Source organism: Yersinia sp. 22-579, from assembly GCF_030433455.1.
Taxonomy (GTDB): domain Bacteria; phylum Pseudomonadota; class Gammaproteobacteria; order Enterobacterales; family Enterobacteriaceae; genus Yersinia; species Yersinia enterocolitica.
On record NZ_JAUJTZ010000001.1, the window covers coordinates 349,477 to 370,977 of the forward strand.

A 21,501-nucleotide genomic window follows, 5' to 3' on the forward strand; every position below is an offset into this window, starting at 1 on the left:
TTTGCTATGGCAACGGTCATTACCCGCGCATTTGAACACTGGCAAGCGGGACAGGTGTTAAATAACTTACCGGCTCGCCCGGATACCATCATTTTTGCCCATGTTCCGGGGCTTGATCATACCGCCGACATTAACCCCGATGAGGGGATCCCGGCTGATGGCCAGATTGTGCATCGGGATGTGGTGGCGCAGTACGGCCTGATTAATGATTCAGCGGTGGCCTATTCGGTGGTGCTGGATACCCGTGTGGGCGATTTTACTTTTAACTGGATTGGCTTGGTGGATGCTGCCAGTAATACCCTGTGCATGATTGTGCATACCCCGGCACAGCAGAAAATTGCCACTGCCAATGGGGTGCAGGGTAATAACATCACCCGCACCTTTTTGATGGAGTTTGCCGGGGCCGCAGAGGCCAGCCAAATCACCGTATCGGCGCAAACGTGGCAGATTGATTTTAGCGCCCGGCTGCGAGGCATTGATGAGGTGAGCCGTCTGGCCAATCTGGATTATTACGGTCACGCCGCCTTTTTCGCTGACGGTTTTTCAGTGAGCAAAGACGGCGATAAATACCGGGTGAAAGCAGGACTGGCCTATGTCGGCGGTATTCGTGCTTTGCTGGCTGATGATGTGTTACTGGAAGCCGCCGCCGGTAATGTGGTTTATGCCGATGTCAGTTATCAGGGCAGCGTGTTAAGTGAATTTGCGCCGATTATTCAGCTTGGCGTGAAGCATAGCGCCGGGGATTTTGGCGACTACACCGATGCCAACGGCTTTACCCATTACATTGCCTCACTGGCCTTAATCACCGCCAGCGGGGAAGAAGATAAACGCGAAGCCAATCCGTTTGATAAAGCCATTGCCGATATTAACGCCGCCCTCAAAGAGCATGAGAAATCGCGCAATCACCCGGATGCGACGCTCAATGACAAAGGCTTTACCCAGTTAAGCAGCGCAGTTGATAGCGACAGCGAAATGCTGGCCGCAACATCAAAAGCGGCCAAAATAGCGATGGATAATGCCAATGCCCGGTTAGCCAAAGAGCGCAACGGCGCGGATATTCCTAACGTGGCGCTATTCCGGCAAAACATCGGGGTAAAAGGTGCTGCCTCATTAGAGGTCGGCACCACTGCCGGGACGGTGGCGGCGGGTGATGATAGCCGGATAGTGGAAGCCATCAGCAGCAAAAACCCCCATGTTCAGTTACCCGGCGCATTAACCGCTGGCAGTGATATACGTGCTGGCCGATTACTGTCAAAAGGTGACCTTATCGCTGGTGAGGGCCGCGCCGAGGGCCACGCAGCATTAGCGGTAGATGGTAATGTCCATGGCACTGCATGGGGTGGCCCGCTTTCCGCTTATATTGCTAATCATATAAACGTCTATGGTGTTGCAGCGTTGGGGCGAGGCGCGCAAGTGGCAATGGGTTCATCTCTATACAATATGATGTCGCCCGCAGGAACATTTCTGACGGGCGTCACCGTAAATGGTAATGGGCAAACACAAGTTGTTTATTATCGAGGATTATTTATGCAGCGACCTACTGGCGGATGGGCACAAATGGGCGGGGATATTGGCTAATGAAAATACTACAGCACTATAAAAATCTCACGATATCAGCCCAAATATATGACCCTGAATTATCAGGAACCGTTATTTTTCATGTTGATGAAGAGGGGCGCGACTGGTACGAACTGCAAAAAACCTTTAGCGAGGACACAATAAAAGTCGGCTATAACGCGCAAGGGGTGGTTTGTACGGTATCAGAGCATGTTTATGCCATCGCCCCCACCGGACTGTCTATTGTGGAAGTGGAATCACTGCCGGAAAACTTTGTGCTGGAATATGGCGCTTATGAGTATTTAAACGGCGAGGTCGTGCCTCGTATCCCAACGGATGCAGAAATTGCCGCCGCCGCAGATGAGCGGCGCAAACAACTGATGAGCGCTATCTCGGTTGAGTTGGATACATTGGAAGATATCGCCGCCAGTGGTACCGGCACAGCGCAGGAACTTAACCGCCTGGCAGCATTGAAACAGTATCGCATTGCCTTAATGCGCCTTGATATTACTCAGCCGTGGCCGGAGCTGCCTGATGTGGCGTAAAGCAACCTTATCCATTCCCGGCAATATGGCCGCAGTCAATTGCGCTATGTTGCCGGTGCATCCATGGGTTTATGGTGTGGGCCGTAGTGAGGAATCGGGCAGTTATCTGAGTCCGCAGAACGCGGTGGATCATCTGGCGGGCAAACTGGCGGGCAGCGGTGGCCAGCAGTCGGTGGTGGTGTTTATGGTGTGTGCCGCTGACCATCCCGCTTTTATGCAGGCGCTCACACAATTTTCTGCGGTACTGCCATTGCCGGTGTTCTCGCAAGTGGCCCGCATGGCCAGCACTGCGGCCACACTGGCCACCACTAAAATGCAGTTACCGGGCAGTACCGGAAACGGTTTACCGCTGCCGCAGTCGTTATCTACCGCAACCAGCCGTATGGCCATCAATGCCCAACGTATTGCACAGGCCAAAGATGCCGCCGGGGCGGGGGCTAATCTGGCGGGGCTGGCGTCGGCATTGTCCGGTTTTGCCAGCGCTAAGGCGGTGGCACTGGCCAGTGTGGAAAGTGCGTTAAATGGCTTACTGGCAGGAAGTGCACAGGCGTGGGTATTTACCGCCAGCGGCAGCGCGGCCACCCTTGCTAGCGAAATGAAAAAGAATGTACCGCAGCAGGATGCTGTTTTTACTCTGGCCACCTTGTTTGCCGGAGAGGATTTAACCACGCTGGAGGCGATGATTAATGACACAGATAGTCATGCTGGCACTGGACGGTGAAGCCATCCCGTTAAAGGGGCTGACCGTGACCCCCACCATGCAATTTCAGGAAAAAGACCAATCCGGCCAGACATCCAGCACCGCCACGGCAGAGCAGGGCATCAAGGCCAAAGAGTTGCGCGTATCCGGTTTGGTACCATTCAGCACCCCGGAGGTATTAACCCGCATTTTTGCACTGGCTGAAACCAAAGACGCAGGCGGCGCACTGAAAAAATACCGGGTGGCCAATCAGGTGGCGCAGGCGATTAATTTCCGGCTGGCCACCTTTACCGGCGCGATTGATGCCCCGAAACAGGATGGGAAAATGGCGTGGCTGGTGACCTTTACCCTCAAAGAGTTTTTGAGTGTGTCAGAAAAACGCGAGGCCCGCGCCGGGGGCAAAACTGCCGCCAAGAAGCAGACCACAGGTGGTACCGGTGGCAGTGAAGCGGGCGAGGATGCAGAGAAATTAAGCTGGTTTGAGCGCAAGGTGTTGAAACCGGTCAATGATGCACTGGGGCCAACCTCATGAAACCGATCCGCAGGTTGATGCTGTCCGGCGATGCGGTGCCGCTGGTTGATACCAATTTGGTGCTGGAGCTTAACGCCTGCGGGCGCGGTTTTATTACCGCTGCAACCAGCACCGATTACACCGGCAAACTGGTACGGTTGGATGCCGGTTACCCTGAGTTGGTATTGCGCTGGTTTACCGGTTATGTGGAACGTTCGCAACCGGCAGAGAACGGCGCACAGCGGCTATTTGTGCGGGAGTTAACCGGTGTTTTTGAACGGATGTGGCCGGTATCGATGCAACACCCGACCCTGCGCCAGTTGGCCGACTGGCTGACTGACAACAGCGGGTTAACGTTCCAGCTTGCCGCCAGTGCTGATTATAACGACAAGCCCATACCGCATTTTACCCATAGCGGCAGCGGTTATCAGTTGTTGGCCAATATCGGCCACGCCTTTGGTATCGCGGATTATGTCTGGTATCAGTTGCCAGACGGCGCGGTCTATATGGGCAGTTGGCAACATTCATTGTTTGCCGGTAAACCGATAGATATTCCGTCAGAGTTCAGTACCGCAGCAGCGGCAGGCAATACCATGACCGTGCCTATGATCCAATCGGTGCGCCCCGGTGTGGAATTGAATGGCCAGCGCTTAACCACCGTTCGGCTGAATAATGATGATTTGGTACTGACATGGACACCGCGCAATAAAACCACCGGCAAGCCGTTGCAGAAAACCCCCATCCAGCGCCAGATTGATAATGCTTACCCGGAGCTATCAGCCGGGTTGCATCTGCCGAAAATGGCCCGTGTTGAGGGGCCGAGCGAAGCGGTAACCAGCGGTGATATGGCCGACCCGTTCCGGCCCCGCTATGCCGTAAATCTGCAATTGCTGGATGATGATGGCAAGGCGGCGGCAGATACGCCGGTTTACCCTGCGGTGCCGCTACCTTTGCCGATGGCCGGTGCCGAGTCGGGCATGTTCCAGTTCCCTCCGGCAGGTACTTTGGTGGAAGTGGGCTTTACCGGCGGCAGGCCAGATAAGCCGTTTGTGCGTCAGACGCTATCACAAGGTAACAATCTGCCCACCGTGCAGCCGGGTGAACAGCTACAGCAACAGCGTGATGGGGTATCGCAGCGGGTGACGGTGGCAGGGGACTGGGAGCGCAAAACCGATCAGGTGATTCGTGAGGAATCCATGAGCCGGGTGATTACCGCCGATGATGAAACCCGCACACTGGTGGCCCGCGAAACCACCGTTCAGGCCACCGATAAAATCACGGTACTGGGGACGGCCACCTTACTGGCCGGTGCTATCCAGCAGATTAGCGAGGGGGATTACAGTCTGGCCACCCAAGCCAATTACATGGCCAAAGTGGGCAAAACCTTAACCACTGATGTGGGGCAGGATTTGATAGAGAAGATTGGTAATATCCGCAGCAGCATCGCCGCCGCCCGGCAGGATGTGATAGCGCCGGTGGTGTGGATTGGTAGCCAGCAGATTAACGTCATGGCCCTCATGCTGGATACATTGGATGTGGTAAAAGAGCTGGCAGCACTGACCGCAGCACATACCCATGATAATACCGGTGGCCCATTGAACGCCGGGAGCATCACCGCCACCGGGGCCAAGTCTGACGGATTACGCAGTAAATACTCCCCTGTGATCGGCTAATCGATCTCGCCCAATCAGCCCGCCGCGCGCGGGCTTTTTTACGCCTATCCAAAAGCACCGCCAGCAGCCCAACACGCCACGCAATAAACCCACCATCACACCGCAACACCCGAAATGGATCACGCCAGCCACATCCCGCACACGTAGCAGAACATGCCACGAAAGAAACGTAATCATGACGGAAACGGCACTACACCGCACCCGCCTGCACACTTTGCGTTATAAAGTTTTTTCAGTTTTAAATCCCTACAAAACACCTCGCCAGCCTGCGCCGTGGCTGGGGCTTTGCAGCATTTTGCCAACTGAAAAGATTGAAAAGAATTTCAGTGTTTTTCAGTTTTTGGATCTCGGGGTGGATCGCGGAAAAATGTTAGTGCATTGAATTTAAAGGGGATTGTGTGAATTGCGTAGTTGGTTATATCTCTTTACGTGGTTTTATATGTTTTATGAAAAATGCAGTCAGGCTAGAGCTAGTGCAGGTTGTAAGAGTGATAATTAAAATTCGCAAACTGAAAATAGTGAGGCAATATATTTAACTAAGCTTGAAGTGATTTTTTACACTCAAATAAAAATAGGATCGGAAATGAAAGTTAAAGAATCAGAAGTATTTGGTTCAATGGCGTCACCTAAAAATTTTAGTCAGATACTGGAATTAGTACAGACCCATAATGCTCGGCGTAATAATGTATATATGTGGAGAGGGCAGGGTAACTTCGAATGGCCAATTCACAGTTCTGCATATAGGCGTTTGAATTTAGATTCAAGTTCAGTAACAGAGCACGGTATGAGGATGTATGAGAACTGGCTTCTGCGTCAGGCTAGGCATCAAGGCTATGGCTATGAAAATGGACGAAGACTTTCAGACTTCGAATTGCTAGCAAAACTTCAACATCATGGCGCTGCTACAAGATTGATTGATTGCTCAAGAAACATTTTAGTAGCTTTATGGTTTGCCTGTAGATCAGAACCGAATAAAACAGGGCTTCTGTTTGGTTTACATTCGGATGGATTAGGCGGTGTAGAGACTAAACCTGAAAATCGTCCCTATAACGAAATATTCCTACAGGGGCAATACAACGATGATAGTCATCCCCAAACATGGCAACCTCCTGTAGTGACAAAGAGAATAGCTGCTCAAAGCGCACATTTCTTATATAGCTCTGTTTGTGAACATAAAATGGGAAGTTTGGCTTTTGAGAGTGACCCACATGCATTCTTAGCTATAGCTATATCCCCTAGCTTAAAAAAAATGGCATTGGAGCTTTTAGCTGGAACTTTTGATATCCGGCATATCACCCTTTTTCCAGATATTGACGGTTTTTGTTACGCCCACGGTGAACGATTTGGGCAATTTAATAACGAGCGGTGGTGATTTAGCTGGAGGGATGGTGTTCTATTCTATTAATTGAGCCTTTATCCATAATGATAGCATCGCCATTTCATCGCCAATGGTTATGCGAAGAGGTTGTAAGTTATTGATAGGTAAGGGCTTGAATTTCAGGCAAGAAAAAACCCGACTAGTCTTGAACCTAAGAAGGCGGGACTATCGGGCTCCTCAATATGGGGACATCAAAGAAAAGCAGTGGCATTAAATCAGACCCCAGTCCAGTAAGAAAGTTCTGGGCAAATGAAAAAAGCTTAAAAAAATGTTTAGCTTTGCCTTGAGTCTCCTTTTTTACGCACTAACCTAATATTCCCGGCCAGACAATAACGATTAGCGAGCCAGCCAAGGTCAGTAATACGTTCGCAATGGCATAAGTACCTGCGTAACCAAGCGCAGGGATATTACTGCGAGCAGTATCACTGATGATATCCATGGCCGGAGCACAGGTACGCGCTCCCATGATCGCGCCGAAAAGTAGAGCACGGTTCATGCGCAATACATAAGCGCCAAAGATAAAGCAGATAACCACGGGCACTAAACTCACGATTAAGCCGGAAATCAGCATTTGCCCACCGACGGCCCCCAGGCTGCTATTAATACCGCCACCGGCGCTCAAGCCGACCCCTGCCATAAAGACCATCAAACCGAACTCTTTCACCATATTTAGCGCCCCTTGCGGGATATAGCCGAAAGTCGGGTGGTTGGCACGTAAAAAGCCCAGCATGATCCCAGCCATTAGTAGGCCAGCGGCATTACCAATACCAAAACTAAAGTTACTGAATTGGAAGGTGATCAGGCCGATCATCAACCCTAAAATAAAGAAGGCACAGAACGCCAGCAGGTCAGTGACCTGACTGTGGATAGAGATAAAACCAATCTTCTCTGCCACACTTTTAACGCGTCGTGCATCACCGCTGACTTGCAATACGTCGCCTTTATTCAGTACCACATTGTCATCAATCGGCATTTCTATCTGGCTGCGGATCACGCGGTTTAGGAAGCAACCGTGGTCGGTCAGTTTTAAATGGCTCAGGCGCTTACCGACGGCATTGCTGTTTTTGACCACAATCTCTTCGGTAACAATGCGCATATCCAGCAAGTCGCGGTCGAACACTTCTTTGCCATTACGGAAACTGGGGTCAAGACGGGAATGAGCATCCGGATAACCGACCAATGAGATCTCGTCACCGACTTGTAGTACCGCATCACCATCTGGGTTCGCCAAAATACCATTTCGACGAATACGCTCAATGTAGCAGCCGGTTTGACGATAAATTCCTAATTCACGTAGATTTTTGCCATCAGCCCAAGCCACCAATTCCGGGCCAACGCGATAGGCACGGATAACGGGCAGATAGACTTTGCGCTGACTGTCGGTATCGAGGCCGCGCTCACGAGCAATTTGCTGCGCGCTGGTCGGTAAGTCTTGGTGCTGAAGCTTGGGTAAATATCGCGCCCCTAAAATCAGGCTAACCAGCCCGATAAGGTAGGTCAGGGCGTAACCTAAGCTCAGGTTATCTTGGGCATGTTGCAACGCCGGATTATTCGCGATGGTATGGCGTAGAGTATCGCCAGCGCCCACCAAAACCGGAGTGGATGTCATGGAACCGGCCAGCATCCCGGCGGTCAGGCCAATATCCCAGCCAAAGAGTTTACCCAGCCCCAGCGCCAGAACCATTGCGCTGCCCACCATGACCAACGCCAGCATCAGGTAGTTTTTGCCGTCACGAAAGAAAATAGAGAAAAAGTTTGGGCCAGCTTCGACGCCGACACAAAAAATAAACAACATAAAGCCCAGATTCAGGGCTTCGGTATTAATCGTAAAATGCTGTTGCCCAAGCAACAGAGATACCACCAACACACCAATAGCGTTACCTAATTGAATAGGCCCCAATCGCAGTTTGCCCAGGCATAACCCCAGCGCTAACACCACGAATAACAGCAAGATGTAGTTGCCGTTTAACAAGTTTGCGACGTTTATATTCACGAGTATGACTTTCTATTTAGTCAGGATGATCCACGATGCATACACCCTTAATGTAAAGCCAGAGCGACACATATCTTTAAATTCAAAACCTTTTAATTCAAAAAAACATCGCTAGCTGAAATATAAATGTAAGCGATAGCGGTGCTTATTCTAATCGGTCTGTTGCGAGACAGCCAGTAGTAAGCAGGAAGTTTGCCTTAGCCAGGGGGATATGCTTGTTTACTGATAAAGTGCGGGGTTATCTGCTGGTGTTTGGCGGAGTTATATCGCTTTGACGCCTGGTTTTTGCTGGGTGAGTCTAAATGACAGGCAAGAAAAAAGGGCGCTAAGCACCCTTTTTCGGATAAAACTCATCAAGGTTGGCGCACTGTTGTTAACCGTTAGCCAATAAGAGAGGTTTATCAGCCGATTATTGGAACAGGCTCAGATTTTCTTTAGCATAGGCTTCGAAATCAGTGCAGCCACCGATGTGTTTCTCATCGATAAAGATTTGTGGCACGGTTTCTACTGGTTTGCCGACCGTTTTTTCCAGATCAGCTTTGGTGATACCTTCTGCGTGAATATCGATGTAACGGAATTTAAAATCGTCACGCTCAGTTTCCAGTTTTTCCGCCAATTCTTTGGCACGTACACAGTAAGGACATCCAGGACGCCCAAAAATCACAGCAAACATGTAAAACTCCTTGATTAATTTGAGATAATCACTTCGCCAACAGTTACTGATGTATTCAGTTGCTAAATGACTTATAGCGTATTACTCATTCGACTGCTGACTACTATGCCTTCTGATGCGGTGAAAAAAAAGCAGGATTTACCTGTTAGTCCGATTAATCCTACCTATTTGCTTATGGGTACTGTTACAAATCTTGGGGATTCAATACACTAAGTAAAAGCTGATATATAGCCAATGAACGCGGAGTTGCAGGCAAGGGTTTAACTGCCTGGTGACATTAAGTGTGAAGGGTACAGAGCCTATCGGAGGTAAAGATGCGCTCGTTAGGAGATATGCCCCGTATTGTGATTATTTTGGAAGCATTGGGGATGATATTACTGGTTGTTGCCTATCTTAGTATAAATGACTATTTGTCATTACCAGGAGCAATAGGTACACCGACAGTTGCGATTATTATGATTTTTGTTGGTATTGGTTTGATGATCCCAGCTGCGGCCTGCATTGTTTGGCGCGTCGCCAGTGGTTTTGGCCCGCTCTTAGGGAGTGCAGATAGAATTTCCAGACCCCAATCTAAGAAAGACTTAGATAAAGCGCGTGCCGAAAAGGAGAACAAATCTAAGTAAGGTCATGACTGAGCCTTTCCTGCGGCATTAAATTAGTCGGGATTGAAGTAGCGCTGTCGGCCAATATTCCGTAAGCTATGGCACTTTTCGTATTATGAGAATCGTGAGGTAGGTAGTTATGGATTCACTCATCGTCCCGGATTTAGCCTTATTACGGCGTTGGCTGGATCAACTCGGTATCTCATTTTTTGAGTGCGATTCCTGCCAGGCACTGCATCTGCCGCATATGCAAAATTTTGAGGGTGTGTTTGATGCCAAAATTGATTTGGTGGATAACGTTATCCTATTTTCAGCGCTGGCCGAGGTGCGCCCAACAGCATTGATCCCGTTGGTCGCGGATCTCAGTCAAATCAATGCCAGCTCGCTGACAGTTAAAGCGTTTATCGATATTCAGGATGATAATCTGCCAAAATTGATTGTCTGTCAGTCCCTGACGGTTGAGGTCGGGGTCACATTCGCCCAGTTTGGCTACTTTATGCAGCAGTGCGAAGAGCAGATTTCGATGATTATTCTGGAAGCACGCGCCAATGATTTATTATTTATTGGTAACAGCGACGACGATGATGAGTTGCCACAAACCGCCACCGCTTACCCTGTTATACACTAAATTCATTAATTGACTCCCGTACATCAAAATCAGGGTGCTGCTGATAACCAGTGGCACACTATTTATTCTCTCGGTAAGCCATAAGATTCCCCCGCTAAACCATAAGATATTCTGCTTTTTACCCTCCTTTGCCAGATATTTGTCGCCGTTTATGCCATTAGTGACGCATTACATAGATAGAATGTGCATAAAAAATCGATAAAAGGCGTTTTTTACCCTAGAGTCTGGCGTGGATTCCGAACTGCGGTTATGCTGCTGTTTCTGCAAAGGGCATAATATTCCTCCGCAAAATCAGTGATTATCCTTGTTAGGTTAATAATCACTCACCGTGCATAGTCATGCATCTGGTGTTTGTGGCAATAGCACTCGCAGGACAACCATGTTGTATCCCACTGGATACAAATTTATCGCACGAATTTACCCCCTATTCTGGAGGAGTTAACGGATGTTCACCCAACGTAAAAAGTGGTTATCGGGTGTTGCTGCCGGCCTGTTAATGGCCGCGTCCGTCTCAGCATCTGCTGAAGAAAAAACACTGCACATTTACAACTGGTCTGATTATATCGCGCCAGATACGCTGGCTAATTTCCAAAAAGAAACCGGCATTAAAGTTGTCTATGATGTGTTTGACTCCAACGAGGTGTTGGAAGGTAAATTGATGGCGGGGAGCACCGGGTTTGATTTGGTGGTGCCGTCAGCCAGTTTCCTGGAGCGCCAATTGTCTGCGGGCGTATTTAAGCCGCTGGATAAAAGTAAATTACCGAATGACAAAAATCTTGATCCTGAATTGCTGACGCTGGTTGGCAAGCACGATCCCGATAACAAATATGCCATTCCGTATCTGTGGGCGACGACCGGTATTGGCTATAACGTCGAGAAAGTGAAAGCGGCACTCGGGAAAGATGCTCCAGTAAACAGCTGGGATCTGGTGCTGAAACCGGAAAATCTTGAGAAGTTGAAAAGCTGCGGTGTTTCCTTCCTGGATGCGCCAAGTGAGATTTTTGCCACCGTTCTTAATTATTTAGGTAAAGATCCTAACAGTATTCAGGCCACTGATTACACAGGCCCTGCCACCGAGTTGTTATTGAAACTGCGACCAAATATCCGTTATTTCCACTCATCGCAATACATTAATGATCTGGCAAACGGTGACATCTGTGTGGCTGTGGGTTGGGCTGGCGACATCATGCAGGCTTCTAATCGTGCCAAAGAAGCCAAAAATGGTGTGAATGTGGCTTATAGCATTCCGAAAGAGGGCGCATTAGCCTTCTTTGACGTGTTTGCCATGCCTGCGGATGCTAAAAATCAGGATGAAGCCTATCAGTTCCTGAATTACCTGATGCGCCCTGATGTGATTGCCAATATCAGCAACCACGTATTCTACGCCAATGCCAACAAAGCTGCGACCCCGCTGGTGAACGCAGAAGTCCGTGATAATCCAGGTATTTATCCGCCGGCAGATGTGCGAGCCAAGATGTTCACATTAAAAGTACAAGATCCGAAAATTGATCGTGTGATCACCCGGGCTTGGACCAAAGTGAAAAGCGGTAAATAAACCATTGATGGTAATCAGCGGCTGGTGGTGAGCCTGTCACTGATAACAGATTGATGGATAAGTAAAATAGATCATGGTAGGAACAGGGGGTTATCTTCCTGTTCCTGTTTTTTATTGCGCCGCACCTCGAATGCGGCCTGTTCTGCTTTTACGGAGAGCACGCTGAGTGAATGATGTAATTCCCCGCCCACAGCCAAAATCCCAGAAGGTGTTTACACCCTTGCTGGAGATTCGCAATTTAACCAAATCATTTGATGGTCAGGCCGCGGTAGATGATGTCAATTTAACCATCTACAAAGGTGAGATTTTTGCGCTGTTAGGGGCTTCAGGGTGTGGAAAATCCACCTTGTTGCGAATGCTGGCTGGCTTTGAACAGCCGACACAGGGGCAAATTGTCCTCGATGGGCAGGATTTGTCGCATGTACCGCCTTATCAGCGCCCAATTAATATGATGTTCCAGTCATATGCATTGTTCCCACATATGACTGTTGAGCAAAATATCGCGTTTGGTTTGAAACAAGACAAATTGCCTGCTAATGAAATTAAAAGCCGGGTGGCAGAGATGCTAACTCTGGTACATATGCAAGAGTTTGCCAAACGTAAGCCACATCAGCTGTCCGGCGGCCAACGCCAACGGGTCGCTTTGGCTCGCAGCCTGGCCAAACGGCCAAAACTGCTATTGCTGGATGAGCCGATGGGTGCGTTGGATAAAAAACTACGCGACCGCATGCAACTCGAAGTGGTGGATATTCTGGAGCGAGTCGGAGCAACTTGCGTAATGGTTACCCACGACCAGGAAGAGGCCATGACCATGGCTGGGCGCATCGCCATTATGAACCGTGGTAAGTTCGTGCAAATTGGTGAGCCGGAAGAGATTTACGAGCATCCGAACAGCAGATTCAGTGCTGAGTTTATCGGCTCGGTGAATGTGTTTGAAGGCGTATTAAAAGAGCGTTTAGATGATGCGCTGGTGATTGACAGCCCCGGATTGCGCCATCCATTGAAGGTGGATTCAGACGCGTCTGTGGTGGATGGTGTTCCCGTCTTTGTCGCGCTGCGGCCAGAAAAAGTGATGCTGTGTGAACAGGTGCCGGAGGATGGTTGCAACTTTGCTGTTGGTGAAGTGGTACACATTGCTTATCTAGGCGACTTGTCCATTTATCACGTGAAATTACACAGTGGACAGATGCTCACTGCACAGTTACAGAACGGCCATCGTTACCGCAAAGGGATGCCAACCTGGGGTGATGAAGTACAACTCTGTTGGGATGCTGACAGCTGTGTCGTGTTGGGTAACTGATCGGCCTGTAGCTGATCATTAGGGGAGCAAAATATTGTGATACCAGAATCCACTCATGGAGCAGCAGAACCACCGACCCGCGCGGTGGGGCCGGTTAAAGCGCTGATTCAACGTTTCCAAATGTCGCATGGCCGCAAATTGGTTATCGGCATCCCTTATTTATGGTTATTCCTGCTGTTTATGTTGCCGTTTCTGATTGTCTTCAAAATCAGTCTGGCAGAGATGGCGCGGGCAGTTCCGCCTTATACCGACTTGGTGACCTGGCTGGACAGCAAGCTGGATATCTCGCTCAATCTTGGCAACTATCTGCAACTGCTTGATGATCCACTGTATATCGATGCTTACCTGCAATCTCTGCAAGTGGCTGCGGTATCGACCTTGTGTTGCCTGATTATCGGTTATCCATTGGCATGGGCGATAGCTCACAGCAAGTCATCCACGCGCAATATCTTATTGCTGTTGGTGATCCTGCCGTCATGGACCTCATTCCTGATTCGGGTTTATGCCTGGATGGGCATTCTGAAAAATAATGGCATTCTGAATAACTTCCTGATCTGGGCCGGAATTATCGATCAACCGTTGATTATTCTGCACACCAATCTGGCGGTCTATATCGGCGTGGTCTATTCCTATCTGCCTTTCATGGTGCTGCCTATCTATACCGCACTGACCCGACTAGATTATTCATTGGTGGAAGCGGCACTGGATCTGGGGGCGAAGCCATTTAAAACCTTTGTCAGTGTGATTGTGCCTTTGACCAAAGGGGGGATCGTGGCCGGTTCTATGTTGGTATTTATTCCGGCGGTAGGCGAATTTGTTATTCCTGAGCTGCTCGGGGGGCCGGATAGCATCATGATTGGCCGTATTTTATGGCAAGAATTCTTCAATAACCGTGACTGGCCAGTAGCCTCCGCCGTTGCAACGGTGATGTTAGTGCTACTGATAGTGCCGATTATCTGGTTCCACAAACACCAGAATAAAGAGCCAGGAGGCGCGGTATGAATAACTTACCGGAAGTGCGTTCGGTCTGGCGTCGGGTTATTTTGATTGTCGGCTATACCTTCTTGTATGCACCAATGTTGATGCTGGTTATCTATTCGTTTAACAGCTCTAAACTGGTGACGGTATGGGCAGGGTGGTCTATCCGCTGGTATATTGAGCTGTTCAATGATTCGGCGATGATATCCGCAGTTGGCCTGAGTCTCACTATTGCCGCCGCCTCGGCCACCATGGCGGTGGTGTTGGGGACGATAGCCGCGGTAGTCATGGTACGGTTTGGCCGTTTTCGTGGCTCGACCGGTTTTGCTTTTATGTTGACCGCACCGCTGGTGATGCCCGACGTCATTACTGGTTTGTCGTTACTGTTGCTGTTTGTTGCTATGGGGCATGCTATTGGCTGGCCAGCAGAGCGCGGTATGTTCACCATCTGGCTGGCACATGTGACCTTCTGTACCGCCTATGTCACAGTGGTTATCAGTTCCCGCTTGCGCGAATTAGACCGATCAATCGAAGAAGCCGCGATGGATTTAGGAGCGACCCCATTGAAAGTCTTCTTCGTGATTACCGTGCCAATGATTGCCCCAGCATTAATTTCTGGCTGGTTGCTGGCCTTTACTTTATCGCTGGACGATTTGGTGATAGCCAGCTTTGTGGCCGGGCCGGGCGCGACAACGTTGCCGATGCTGGTGTTCTCCAGTGTGCGTATGGGGGTCAATCCAGAGATCAATGCACTGGCGACGCTTATTTTGCTGGTGGTCGGGATCATTGGCTTAATTGCGTGGTGGTTTATGTCCCGTTCGGAAAAACAGCGGTTGCGTGAATTACGCAAAGCTGCCCGTGGTTGATTGATAATAAATGCTTGATTGATAATAAATAGCTGACTAGCCTTAAAACTGATAGTCTTTCATTAACTTATAACGCCGCTTCCGAGCGGCGTTATTGTCTGGGATAACATCAGGTTGCAAAAACCGAACAAGGAGACAGGCTGGGCAATATGAGACTGTTATTTTCACCCGCAGCGTTTTCATCTGCTGCCACCACACCTGTCCCGGTTTTAATTGCCGGAATCGCCATTATTGCGACCCGCTTCGTCGGCGTAATCCTATTGGTGGCGACGTTGGGTTGGGGGGGAACCGGCAGTTTTATCTATGAAAGCTTGCAAAGCTGGGATTCCGGCCTGATTTTTATTGCCAGTATTTTGATTTTGCTGCTGGAAATGGTGTGTGGCGTGGCGGTATGCCTGCGACAAAACTGGGCGCGCTGGTGCTATGTGGCCTGTCAATTGTTGGTTGTTGTCTATTTGCTAATGGCATCACTGGATTGGTTGGTACTGGATGTCGATGTTTTCCGAATCGAAGGCGATACCGGTGCTGAAATTTTGCATAGTTTGCTGCTACAAAAGATCCCCGATGTGGTTATTCTCGGTTTGTTGTTTTTCCCCTGGCATCGCTATTTTCGGTCGCCAAAATGAGTGTTTAGTGTTACACAGTGCTACAATCCGCCCCTATCAATAGCCTCGGCTGTATCTTAGTGTCTCAGATTATAACGGTTAATTATTAATGCAATGCGCACAATATACGGCGGGCCGCTGCCGTTCCTGTCAGTGGCTGGATAAATCTTATCCGCAGCAACTTGCTGATAAACAAAATCATTTAGAAAATCTGCTATCTGATCACCGCGTCACTCAGTGGCTGTCGCCGGTCTTCGGGCAGGAAAGTGCTTTTCGTAATAAAGCCAAAATGGTGGTCAGTGGTAGCGTTGAGCGCCCATTATTAGGGATGTTGCACCGTGATGGCACCCCGGTTGATTTATGCGAATGCCCACTTTATCCAGCCAGCTTTGCGCCGGTATTTGCGGTACTAAAAACGTTTATTGCCCGTGCAGGGCTAACGCCTTATAACGTTGCCCGCAAGCGCGGTGAACTGAAATTCCTGTTATTGACAGAAAGCACTTATAGCGGCGAGCTAATGTTGCGCTTTGTACTGCGCTCACAAACCAAGCTGGCGCAGCTACAAGCGGCTTTACCCTGGTTACAGCAACAATTACCCCAACTGGCGGTTATCTCGGTGAATATTCAGCCAGTACATATGGCGATTTTGGAAGGGGAGCAGGAGATTCCATTAACTGAACAGCAGGCGCTACCAGAAATCTTTAATCAGGTGCCGTTGTTTATCCGCCCACAAAGTTTTTTCCAGACAAATCCACAGGTTGCGGCATCACTTTATGCCACAGCACGCCAATGGGTGCGTGAGCTGAAGATTGATAGCATGTGGGATCTGTTTTGTGGGGTGGGGGGATTTGGCCTGCATTGTGCGGATATTGAAACTCGGTTGACCGGAATTGAAATCAGTGCCGAAGCTATCGCCTGCGCACGCCAGTCGGCAGATCAATTGGGACTGAAAAATGTCACTTTTGCCGCTCTGGATTCAACCCAATTCGCCACCGCAGAAACACAAGTGCCGCAATTGGTCTTGGTTAACCCACCACGGCGTGGCATTGGTGCTAAATTGTGTGAATACCTCAGCCAAATGGCACCGCAATTCATTCTCTATTCAAGCTGTAATGCCGAGACAATGGCAAAAGATATCAGTTTGTTAGCGGACTATCGTATTGAGCGGGTGCAGTTGTTTGATATGTTTCCGCATACCGCTCACTACGAAGTCCTTACACTGCTAACCCTACGTTCTTGACGTCGTAGGGCGAAAGTACAAAAGGTATTACTGTGGGAACCACTTATCATTGATGGCCTTATAGGTGCCATCAGCTTTAACCGCGTCGATGGCTTTATTCAGTTTTTCCAGCAACGCGGTGTTATCCGGGCGCACCGCAATACCCAGACCGGTGCCGAAGTATTGTGGATCAGTGACATGCTCGCCAACAGCTGCCAGATTCGGATTAGTTTTCAGCCACTCATTCACTACCGCGGTGTCACCAAACACCCCATCAATACGACCATTCTTCAGATCGATAATGGCATTCTGATAACTGTCATAAGCCACAGTTTGAATTTCCGGGTGTTTATCCTGTAAATACTTCTGATGCGTTGTGCCATTTTCCATCCCGATCTTCTTGCCTTTCAGATCGGCGAAAGAACTGAATTTACCTTTCGGAGCAATAACAATGGCCGAGTTAGCATAGTAAGGCTGGCTAAATGCGACTTGTTTGCTACGTTCAGGCGTGATGTCCATACCGGAAATAACAGCATCATAACGTTTGAATTTAAGCGCCGGGATCAAGCTATCAAAGGCCTGATTGGTGAATGTGCAGTTGGCTTCCATCTGCTTACATAATGCTTTTGCTAAATCCATATCAAAACCAACAATTTCGTTATTGGCACCGATAGATTCAAAAGGCGGGTAGGTTGCTGAAGCAGCGAAACGGATGGTTTCGGTGGCGGTGGCGCTAAAAACCATACCACTTAAGATTGTTGCCAATAGTAACTTTTTCATGCTTAAACTCCTGTCTGAATTTTTTTTATTTGAATGCGTTATTAGTTATTGATTTTATTATGACTGATGATGCTTCATCGCAATTTATTTGGATGAATGATGTGGATTACATTGCCATTTTATGAATTTATATGCAAGTAATGTGATTAAAAATTTAGTTTTTATTTTTAAGAGATAAAGGGAGGGGAGGGTATTTGGTTTAAGGTTTGACTGGCATTAAATTAAATTAAATTAAATTAAATTGGATTGGATTGGATTGGATTGGATTGGATTGGATTTCGGTTGATATTCGTTTTGTGATCATGTTCGGTTGACATGAGTGCGGTGATCACCTTGCCATTGGGTACCTCAACCGCCAAAGGGGTTACAAGCGCGTAACCCCCTTGGATCCCCTGCGCTTGCGCACGTATCGCTTGCCCACTTCGTGGATTCCCTCACTCATCATTCCGCTGACGGACCGGGCCGATTCGCATCCATGCTCAAGCGGCCCTCGCTCGGCATCCCTGCCTCGCGTTCTACCTTCATTCTTCACTCGGCGGCTCAAATGTGCTTTTAAAGTCAAAAGAGAAAATCAAAACTCCAAAAGTATGGTTTTGAATTGGCTTTTGACGTTGAGCGCAATCAGGAATATTACCGACAAAGACGATGGCCCGAGTGAGCCGCCATGGACGGCGGCGAAAAGCGCGCTGGAGCAGGAAGCGACTCGCGCTGGCTCGATAAGGCCAACGGCTGCCGGAGGAGACTGCGAATAGCAGTAATATTTCGCGCAAGCGCGGGATTGCATAAGGGGCCACGCTTATGGCCCCTTTGCCGGTTGGTTCATCGGAGGTTAGGTGAGCTGTGAAGCCCTAACAACCGAACCGGATCACTAAATCCTGTTAACTAAATCGCAAGTGATAAAACTAACCTTAATTACGCCGCTCAAACGCCAATGCTCTGCGCTCCACTACCCGCATAAACAGTGTCAGCAACCCATTCACAACCAGATAAACGAGTCCTGCGGCACCAAATACCATCACATCATAGGTACGGCCGTACATCAGTTGGCTGTAACCCATTACTTCCATCAATGTAATGGTGTAAGCCAGTGAAGTACTTTTGAACACCAGCACCACTTCGTTGGAATAGGATGAGAGTGCGCGTTTAAATGCAAATGGTAGCAAGATGCGTAATGACTGGGCCTTAGACATCCCCAGAGCTTCGCAAGATTGCCACTGGCCGGCAGGGATCGCGCGCACCGCACCATAGAACAGTTGAGTAGTATAGGCCGCGCTGTTCAATGCCAGGGCAATCATGGCACATAGCCAAGGTTGCGACAGCAGGTTCCATAACCACGGGTATTCACGAATCGCTGGGAATTGGCCGGGGCCGTAGTAGATCAAAAAGATCTGGACTAACAGCGGGGTACCGGTGAACAGCGTGATATAGATCTTGACCAGTGGCGTGGCGATGGGTGTTTTCAGCGTCAACACAATGGTAAACAGCAATGACAACACTAAAGCGACCAGCAAGGAGGCAATGGTCAATGTCAGGCTGGTGTGCAGCCCTTTTAGGATCTCGGGTAAGTATTCCAGCATCAGGATGGGCTCCGTTCAAAACGGGTGGTACGGAGTTCAATCCACTTGAGTACATATTGACTCAATAGGGTCACCACCAAATAAATAGCTGCGGCAATAACATACCAGGTGAAAGGTTCCTGAGTCCGGGTGGCGATGCTTTTGGTTTGCAGCATCAAGTCATTAACACTGATGAGTGACACTAACGCGGTGTCTTTTAGCAGTACCAACCACTGGTTGCCTAAGCCGGGTAAGGCATGACGCCACATCTGCGGCATAATCAAGCGGAAGAAAATAGCTGCCTGACTCAAGCCCAATGCTTGGCCCGATTCCCATTGACCAACAGGCACCGCTTTCAATGCGCCGCGTAAAGTTTGTGACGCATAAGCGGAATAGAGCAGGGCCAGTGCGATAACACCACACAGGAATGGGCTGACTTCAAAATCATCAATATTGAGCTTAATCGGCAGCTCAAACAGATAAAGATTCAAAGTGAAGCCGTCTGATAGCATCATCAACAGCTGAGATGAACCGAAATAGATAAACAGAACCACCAGAATCTCTGGTAGCCCGCGCAGAATGGTGACCCAGCCGGTTGTCAGGTAGCTGACGACCTTCCATCGTGACGATTCACAGACGGCAAATAACATCGCCAGAACCAGACCGAGGGCCAGTGCACAAACGGCAAGGCCGACGGTCATACCGGCGGCGCTTGCTAAAGGTTGAAATTCATTCATGGGTGCTTAAATTACTGCTGGAACCATTTTTTATAAATTGTCTGATAGGTGCCATCTGCTTTAACTTTCGCCAGTGCAGCATCTAACTTACCCTGTAACTCAGTGTTGTTCTGACGAACGGCAATCCCTAAACCGGTACCGAAATAGTCAGCGTCAGTCACTTTGTCACCCACAGCCGCCAATTGGTTATTTTGCTTCAACCACTCATTGACTACCGCAGTATCACCAAATACCGCGTCCAGACGGCCATTTTTCAGGTCAAGAATGGCATTCTGATAGCTGTCATAAGGCACGGCGGTAATTTCAGGGTGTTTCTCCATCAGGTATTTTTGATGAGTAGAACCATTTTGCATCCCTACACGCTTGCCTTTCAGAGCCGCTAAATCAGCCACTTTGCCTTTTTCAGCAATAAACAGTGCAGAATTTTCATAGTAAGGCTGGGTGAAGGCCACTTGTTTTTGGCGCTCAGGGGTGATGTCCATCCCAGAGATAACCGCGTCAAAACGCTTAAATTTTAAGCTCGGGATCAAGCTGTCGAAGGCCTGATTGGTAAAGGTACACTCGGCTTGCATCTCTTTACACAGTGCATTAGCCAGATCGATATCAAAGCCTTGCATCTTATTATTGGCATCAATAAATTCGAATGGCGGGTAAGTGGCTTCAGCAGCGAAACGAATAGTTTCAGCGGCAGAGGCGGACAAACTGATACTGGCAAGGACGGCAGCAATTATTAATTTTTTCATCGCAAATTCCCAAATAGATATCAATGTGACAGATAGCTGGCAAAAGCTTCAGTTGTTGGTTGTGTAAAGTGGCTGGAATCACCTTGTTCCACTACGTGGCCGTTTTCCATGTAAACCACACGGCTGGCCGTTTTGCGGGCCACTTCAACCTCATGGGTGACAATCACCTGAGTGATACCGGTTCCTGCCAATTCACGGATAATACTAACAATTTGTGCTGTGATTTCTGGATCAAGCGCCGCAGTTGGTTCGTCAAACAACAAAACCTGCGGTTCCATCATCAATGCGCGGGCAATAGCCACACGCTGTTGCTGGCCACCTGAGAGGTGCAACGGAAAGCGATCGGCAAAATCAGTCAAACGCAGACGGGTCAGTAACTTTTCTGCCCGCGCCATAGCCTCATCTTTTGACAGACCCAGCACGCGGCAAGGGGCTTCAATCAGATTCTGTATCACAGAGAGGTGTGGCCAAAGATTGTATTGTTGGAAGACCATCCCCACATTCTGGCGTAATTCGCGAATAGCTTTTGCGCCTGGAGCCTGGGAAAAGTCAAAGTGATTACCTGCTATCTGCAAGGTTCCTGAACGTGGCATTTCCAGCAGGTTAAGCACACGCAATAATGAGCTTTTACCGGCACCACTTGGCCCCAGTAACACTAAGGTTTCGCCCGCAGGACAGTCTAAGGTAATGTCGAACAGCGCCTGGTGTACGCCGTAGTAACAGTTAATTCCGTTAAGTTGAATACTCATGCGCCAAATCTGAATAGCCAATGATGCCGTGAATGGTAACTTCCGCGGCATACTTATGCAATCTTTGTGCGTTAAAATTTATTAATAACCAACATCAGGGGCAGAAAACAGCATAACATTTGGATTTGAATGCTATCGCAGGGAATTTGTCAT

The 21,501-nt window shown here is 49.0% G+C and carries 23 protein-coding genes; 15 read left to right on the forward strand and 8 right to left on the reverse strand.

The genetic code is table 11. The features are described 5' to 3' along the window. Nucleotides 1-6: 6 nt before the first annotated feature. The 7 genes from QSV56_RS01655 to QSV56_RS01685 all read left to right on the forward strand — a co-directional run bounded on the left by QSV56_RS01655 (nucleotide 7) and on the right by QSV56_RS01685 (nucleotide 6,358). Nucleotides 7-1,578 (forward strand): phage tail protein, encoded by a 1,572-nt coding sequence (locus tag QSV56_RS01655; RefSeq protein WP_301210411.1) that lies wholly within the window; start codon nucleotides 7-9, stop codon nucleotides 1,576-1,578. After that, nucleotides 1,578-2,102 (forward strand): tail fiber assembly protein, encoded by a 525-nt coding sequence (locus QSV56_RS01660; protein WP_301210413.1) that lies wholly within the window; start codon nucleotides 1,578-1,580, stop codon nucleotides 2,100-2,102. The genes QSV56_RS01655 and QSV56_RS01660 overlap by 1 nt, the downstream gene beginning before the upstream one ends. Beyond that, nucleotides 2,092-2,823 (forward strand): hypothetical protein, encoded by a 732-nt coding sequence (locus QSV56_RS01665; RefSeq protein WP_301210415.1) that lies wholly within the window; start codon nucleotides 2,092-2,094, stop codon nucleotides 2,821-2,823. The genes QSV56_RS01660 and QSV56_RS01665 overlap by 11 nt, the downstream gene beginning before the upstream one ends. After that, the gene (locus QSV56_RS01670) at nucleotides 2,789-3,334 is read left to right on the forward strand and encodes a hypothetical protein (RefSeq protein ID WP_301210417.1); all 546 of its coding nucleotides are present in this window, start codon (nucleotides 2,789-2,791) and stop codon (nucleotides 3,332-3,334) included. The genes QSV56_RS01665 and QSV56_RS01670 overlap by 35 nt, the downstream gene beginning before the upstream one ends. Beyond that, entirely contained in the window at nucleotides 3,331-4,986 is a 1,656-nt protein-coding gene (locus QSV56_RS01675) for a hypothetical protein (RefSeq protein WP_301210419.1), read from the forward strand. Before QSV56_RS01670 ends, QSV56_RS01675 begins: the two co-directional genes overlap by 4 nt. Before the next feature lie 175 nt (nucleotides 4,987-5,161). After that, a complete protein-coding gene (locus QSV56_RS01680; protein WP_301210421.1) occupies nucleotides 5,162-5,368 on the forward strand; it encodes a hypothetical protein in 207 nt (68 codons plus the stop codon). A 201-nt stretch (nucleotides 5,369-5,569) separates the two neighbouring features. Next, nucleotides 5,570-6,358, forward strand: coding sequence for an FRG domain-containing protein (locus QSV56_RS01685; protein ID WP_301210423.1), 789 nt, complete (start codon nucleotides 5,570-5,572; stop codon nucleotides 6,356-6,358). A 310-nt stretch (nucleotides 6,359-6,668) separates the two neighbouring features. Here QSV56_RS01685 and QSV56_RS01690 read toward each other — a convergent pair whose 3' ends face one another. Continuing rightward, nucleotides 6,669-8,357, reverse strand: a complete 1,689-nt coding sequence (locus QSV56_RS01690) for an aspartate:alanine antiporter (RefSeq protein ID WP_005171180.1) — start codon at nucleotides 8,355-8,357, stop codon at nucleotides 6,669-6,671. Nucleotides 8,358-8,766: 409 nt separating this feature from the next. Continuing rightward, on the reverse strand, nucleotides 8,767-9,030 hold the full coding sequence (locus tag QSV56_RS01695; RefSeq protein ID WP_004873700.1) for a GrxA family glutaredoxin: 264 nt from the start codon (nucleotides 9,028-9,030) through the stop codon (nucleotides 8,767-8,769). A 314-nt stretch (nucleotides 9,031-9,344) separates the two neighbouring features. Between QSV56_RS01695 and QSV56_RS01700 the strand changes: the two genes are divergently transcribed. The 8 genes from QSV56_RS01700 (at nucleotide 9,345) to rlmC (ending at nucleotide 16,804) form a co-directional block, all read left to right on the forward strand. Then, nucleotides 9,345-9,653, forward strand: a complete 309-nt coding sequence (locus tag QSV56_RS01700) for a YbjC family protein (RefSeq protein ID WP_046050687.1) — start codon at nucleotides 9,345-9,347, stop codon at nucleotides 9,651-9,653. A 118-nt stretch (nucleotides 9,654-9,771) separates the two neighbouring features. After that, nucleotides 9,772-10,260, forward strand: coding sequence for a YbjN domain-containing protein (locus QSV56_RS01705; protein ID WP_019079911.1), 489 nt, complete (start codon nucleotides 9,772-9,774; stop codon nucleotides 10,258-10,260). 445 nt (nucleotides 10,261-10,705) lie between these two features. Then, a complete protein-coding gene (gene potF / locus QSV56_RS01710) occupies nucleotides 10,706-11,815 on the forward strand; it encodes a spermidine/putrescine ABC transporter substrate-binding protein PotF (RefSeq protein ID WP_004389587.1) in 1,110 nt (369 codons plus the stop codon). A gap of 166 nt (nucleotides 11,816-11,981) precedes the next feature. After that, on the forward strand, nucleotides 11,982-13,115 hold the full coding sequence (gene potG, locus QSV56_RS01715; RefSeq protein WP_005162870.1) for a putrescine ABC transporter ATP-binding subunit PotG: 1,134 nt from the start codon (nucleotides 11,982-11,984) through the stop codon (nucleotides 13,113-13,115). A 36-nt stretch (nucleotides 13,116-13,151) separates the two neighbouring features. Continuing rightward, complete coding sequence (potH, locus tag QSV56_RS01720; protein WP_005162867.1) at nucleotides 13,152-14,117, forward strand: putrescine ABC transporter permease PotH; 966 nt, start codon at nucleotides 13,152-13,154, stop codon at nucleotides 14,115-14,117. Further along, nucleotides 14,114-14,959, forward strand: coding sequence for a putrescine ABC transporter permease PotI (potI, locus tag QSV56_RS01725; protein WP_019079909.1), 846 nt, complete (start codon nucleotides 14,114-14,116; stop codon nucleotides 14,957-14,959). The genes potH and potI overlap by 4 nt, the downstream gene beginning before the upstream one ends. A gap of 149 nt (nucleotides 14,960-15,108) precedes the next feature. Continuing rightward, nucleotides 15,109-15,585 (forward strand): YbjO family protein, encoded by a 477-nt coding sequence (locus QSV56_RS01730; protein WP_019083469.1) that lies wholly within the window; start codon nucleotides 15,109-15,111, stop codon nucleotides 15,583-15,585. 88 nt (nucleotides 15,586-15,673) lie between these two features. After that, entirely contained in the window at nucleotides 15,674-16,804 is a 1,131-nt protein-coding gene (gene rlmC, locus QSV56_RS01735; RefSeq protein WP_046050691.1) for a 23S rRNA (uracil(747)-C(5))-methyltransferase RlmC, read from the forward strand. Nucleotides 16,805-16,831: 27 nt separating this feature from the next. Here rlmC and QSV56_RS01740 read toward each other — a convergent pair whose 3' ends face one another. From QSV56_RS01740 to artP, 6 genes are all read right to left on the reverse strand, one after another. Then, complete coding sequence (locus QSV56_RS01740; RefSeq protein WP_046050692.1) at nucleotides 16,832-17,563, reverse strand: arginine ABC transporter substrate-binding protein; 732 nt, start codon at nucleotides 17,561-17,563, stop codon at nucleotides 16,832-16,834. A gap of 521 nt (nucleotides 17,564-18,084) precedes the next feature. Next, complete coding sequence (locus QSV56_RS01745) at nucleotides 18,085-18,357, reverse strand: hypothetical protein (protein ID WP_216597095.1); 273 nt, start codon at nucleotides 18,355-18,357, stop codon at nucleotides 18,085-18,087. Between the two features lie 114 nt (nucleotides 18,358-18,471). Continuing rightward, entirely contained in the window at nucleotides 18,472-19,140 is a 669-nt protein-coding gene (artM, locus tag QSV56_RS01750) for an arginine ABC transporter permease ArtM (RefSeq protein ID WP_005162844.1), read from the reverse strand. After that, a complete protein-coding gene (gene artQ / locus QSV56_RS01755; protein WP_011816018.1) occupies nucleotides 19,140-19,856 on the reverse strand; it encodes an arginine ABC transporter permease ArtQ in 717 nt (238 codons plus the stop codon). Before artQ ends, artM begins: the two co-directional genes overlap by 1 nt. An 11-nt stretch (nucleotides 19,857-19,867) precedes the next feature. Continuing rightward, nucleotides 19,868-20,599, reverse strand: a complete 732-nt coding sequence (gene artJ / locus QSV56_RS01760) for an arginine ABC transporter substrate-binding protein (protein ID WP_019079903.1) — start codon at nucleotides 20,597-20,599, stop codon at nucleotides 19,868-19,870. Nucleotides 20,600-20,619: 20 nt separating this feature from the next. After that, the gene (artP, locus tag QSV56_RS01765; RefSeq protein ID WP_050122475.1) at nucleotides 20,620-21,348 is read right to left on the reverse strand and encodes an arginine ABC transporter ATP-binding protein ArtP; all 729 of its coding nucleotides are present in this window, start codon (nucleotides 21,346-21,348) and stop codon (nucleotides 20,620-20,622) included. Nucleotides 21,349-21,501 lie beyond the last annotated feature (153 nt).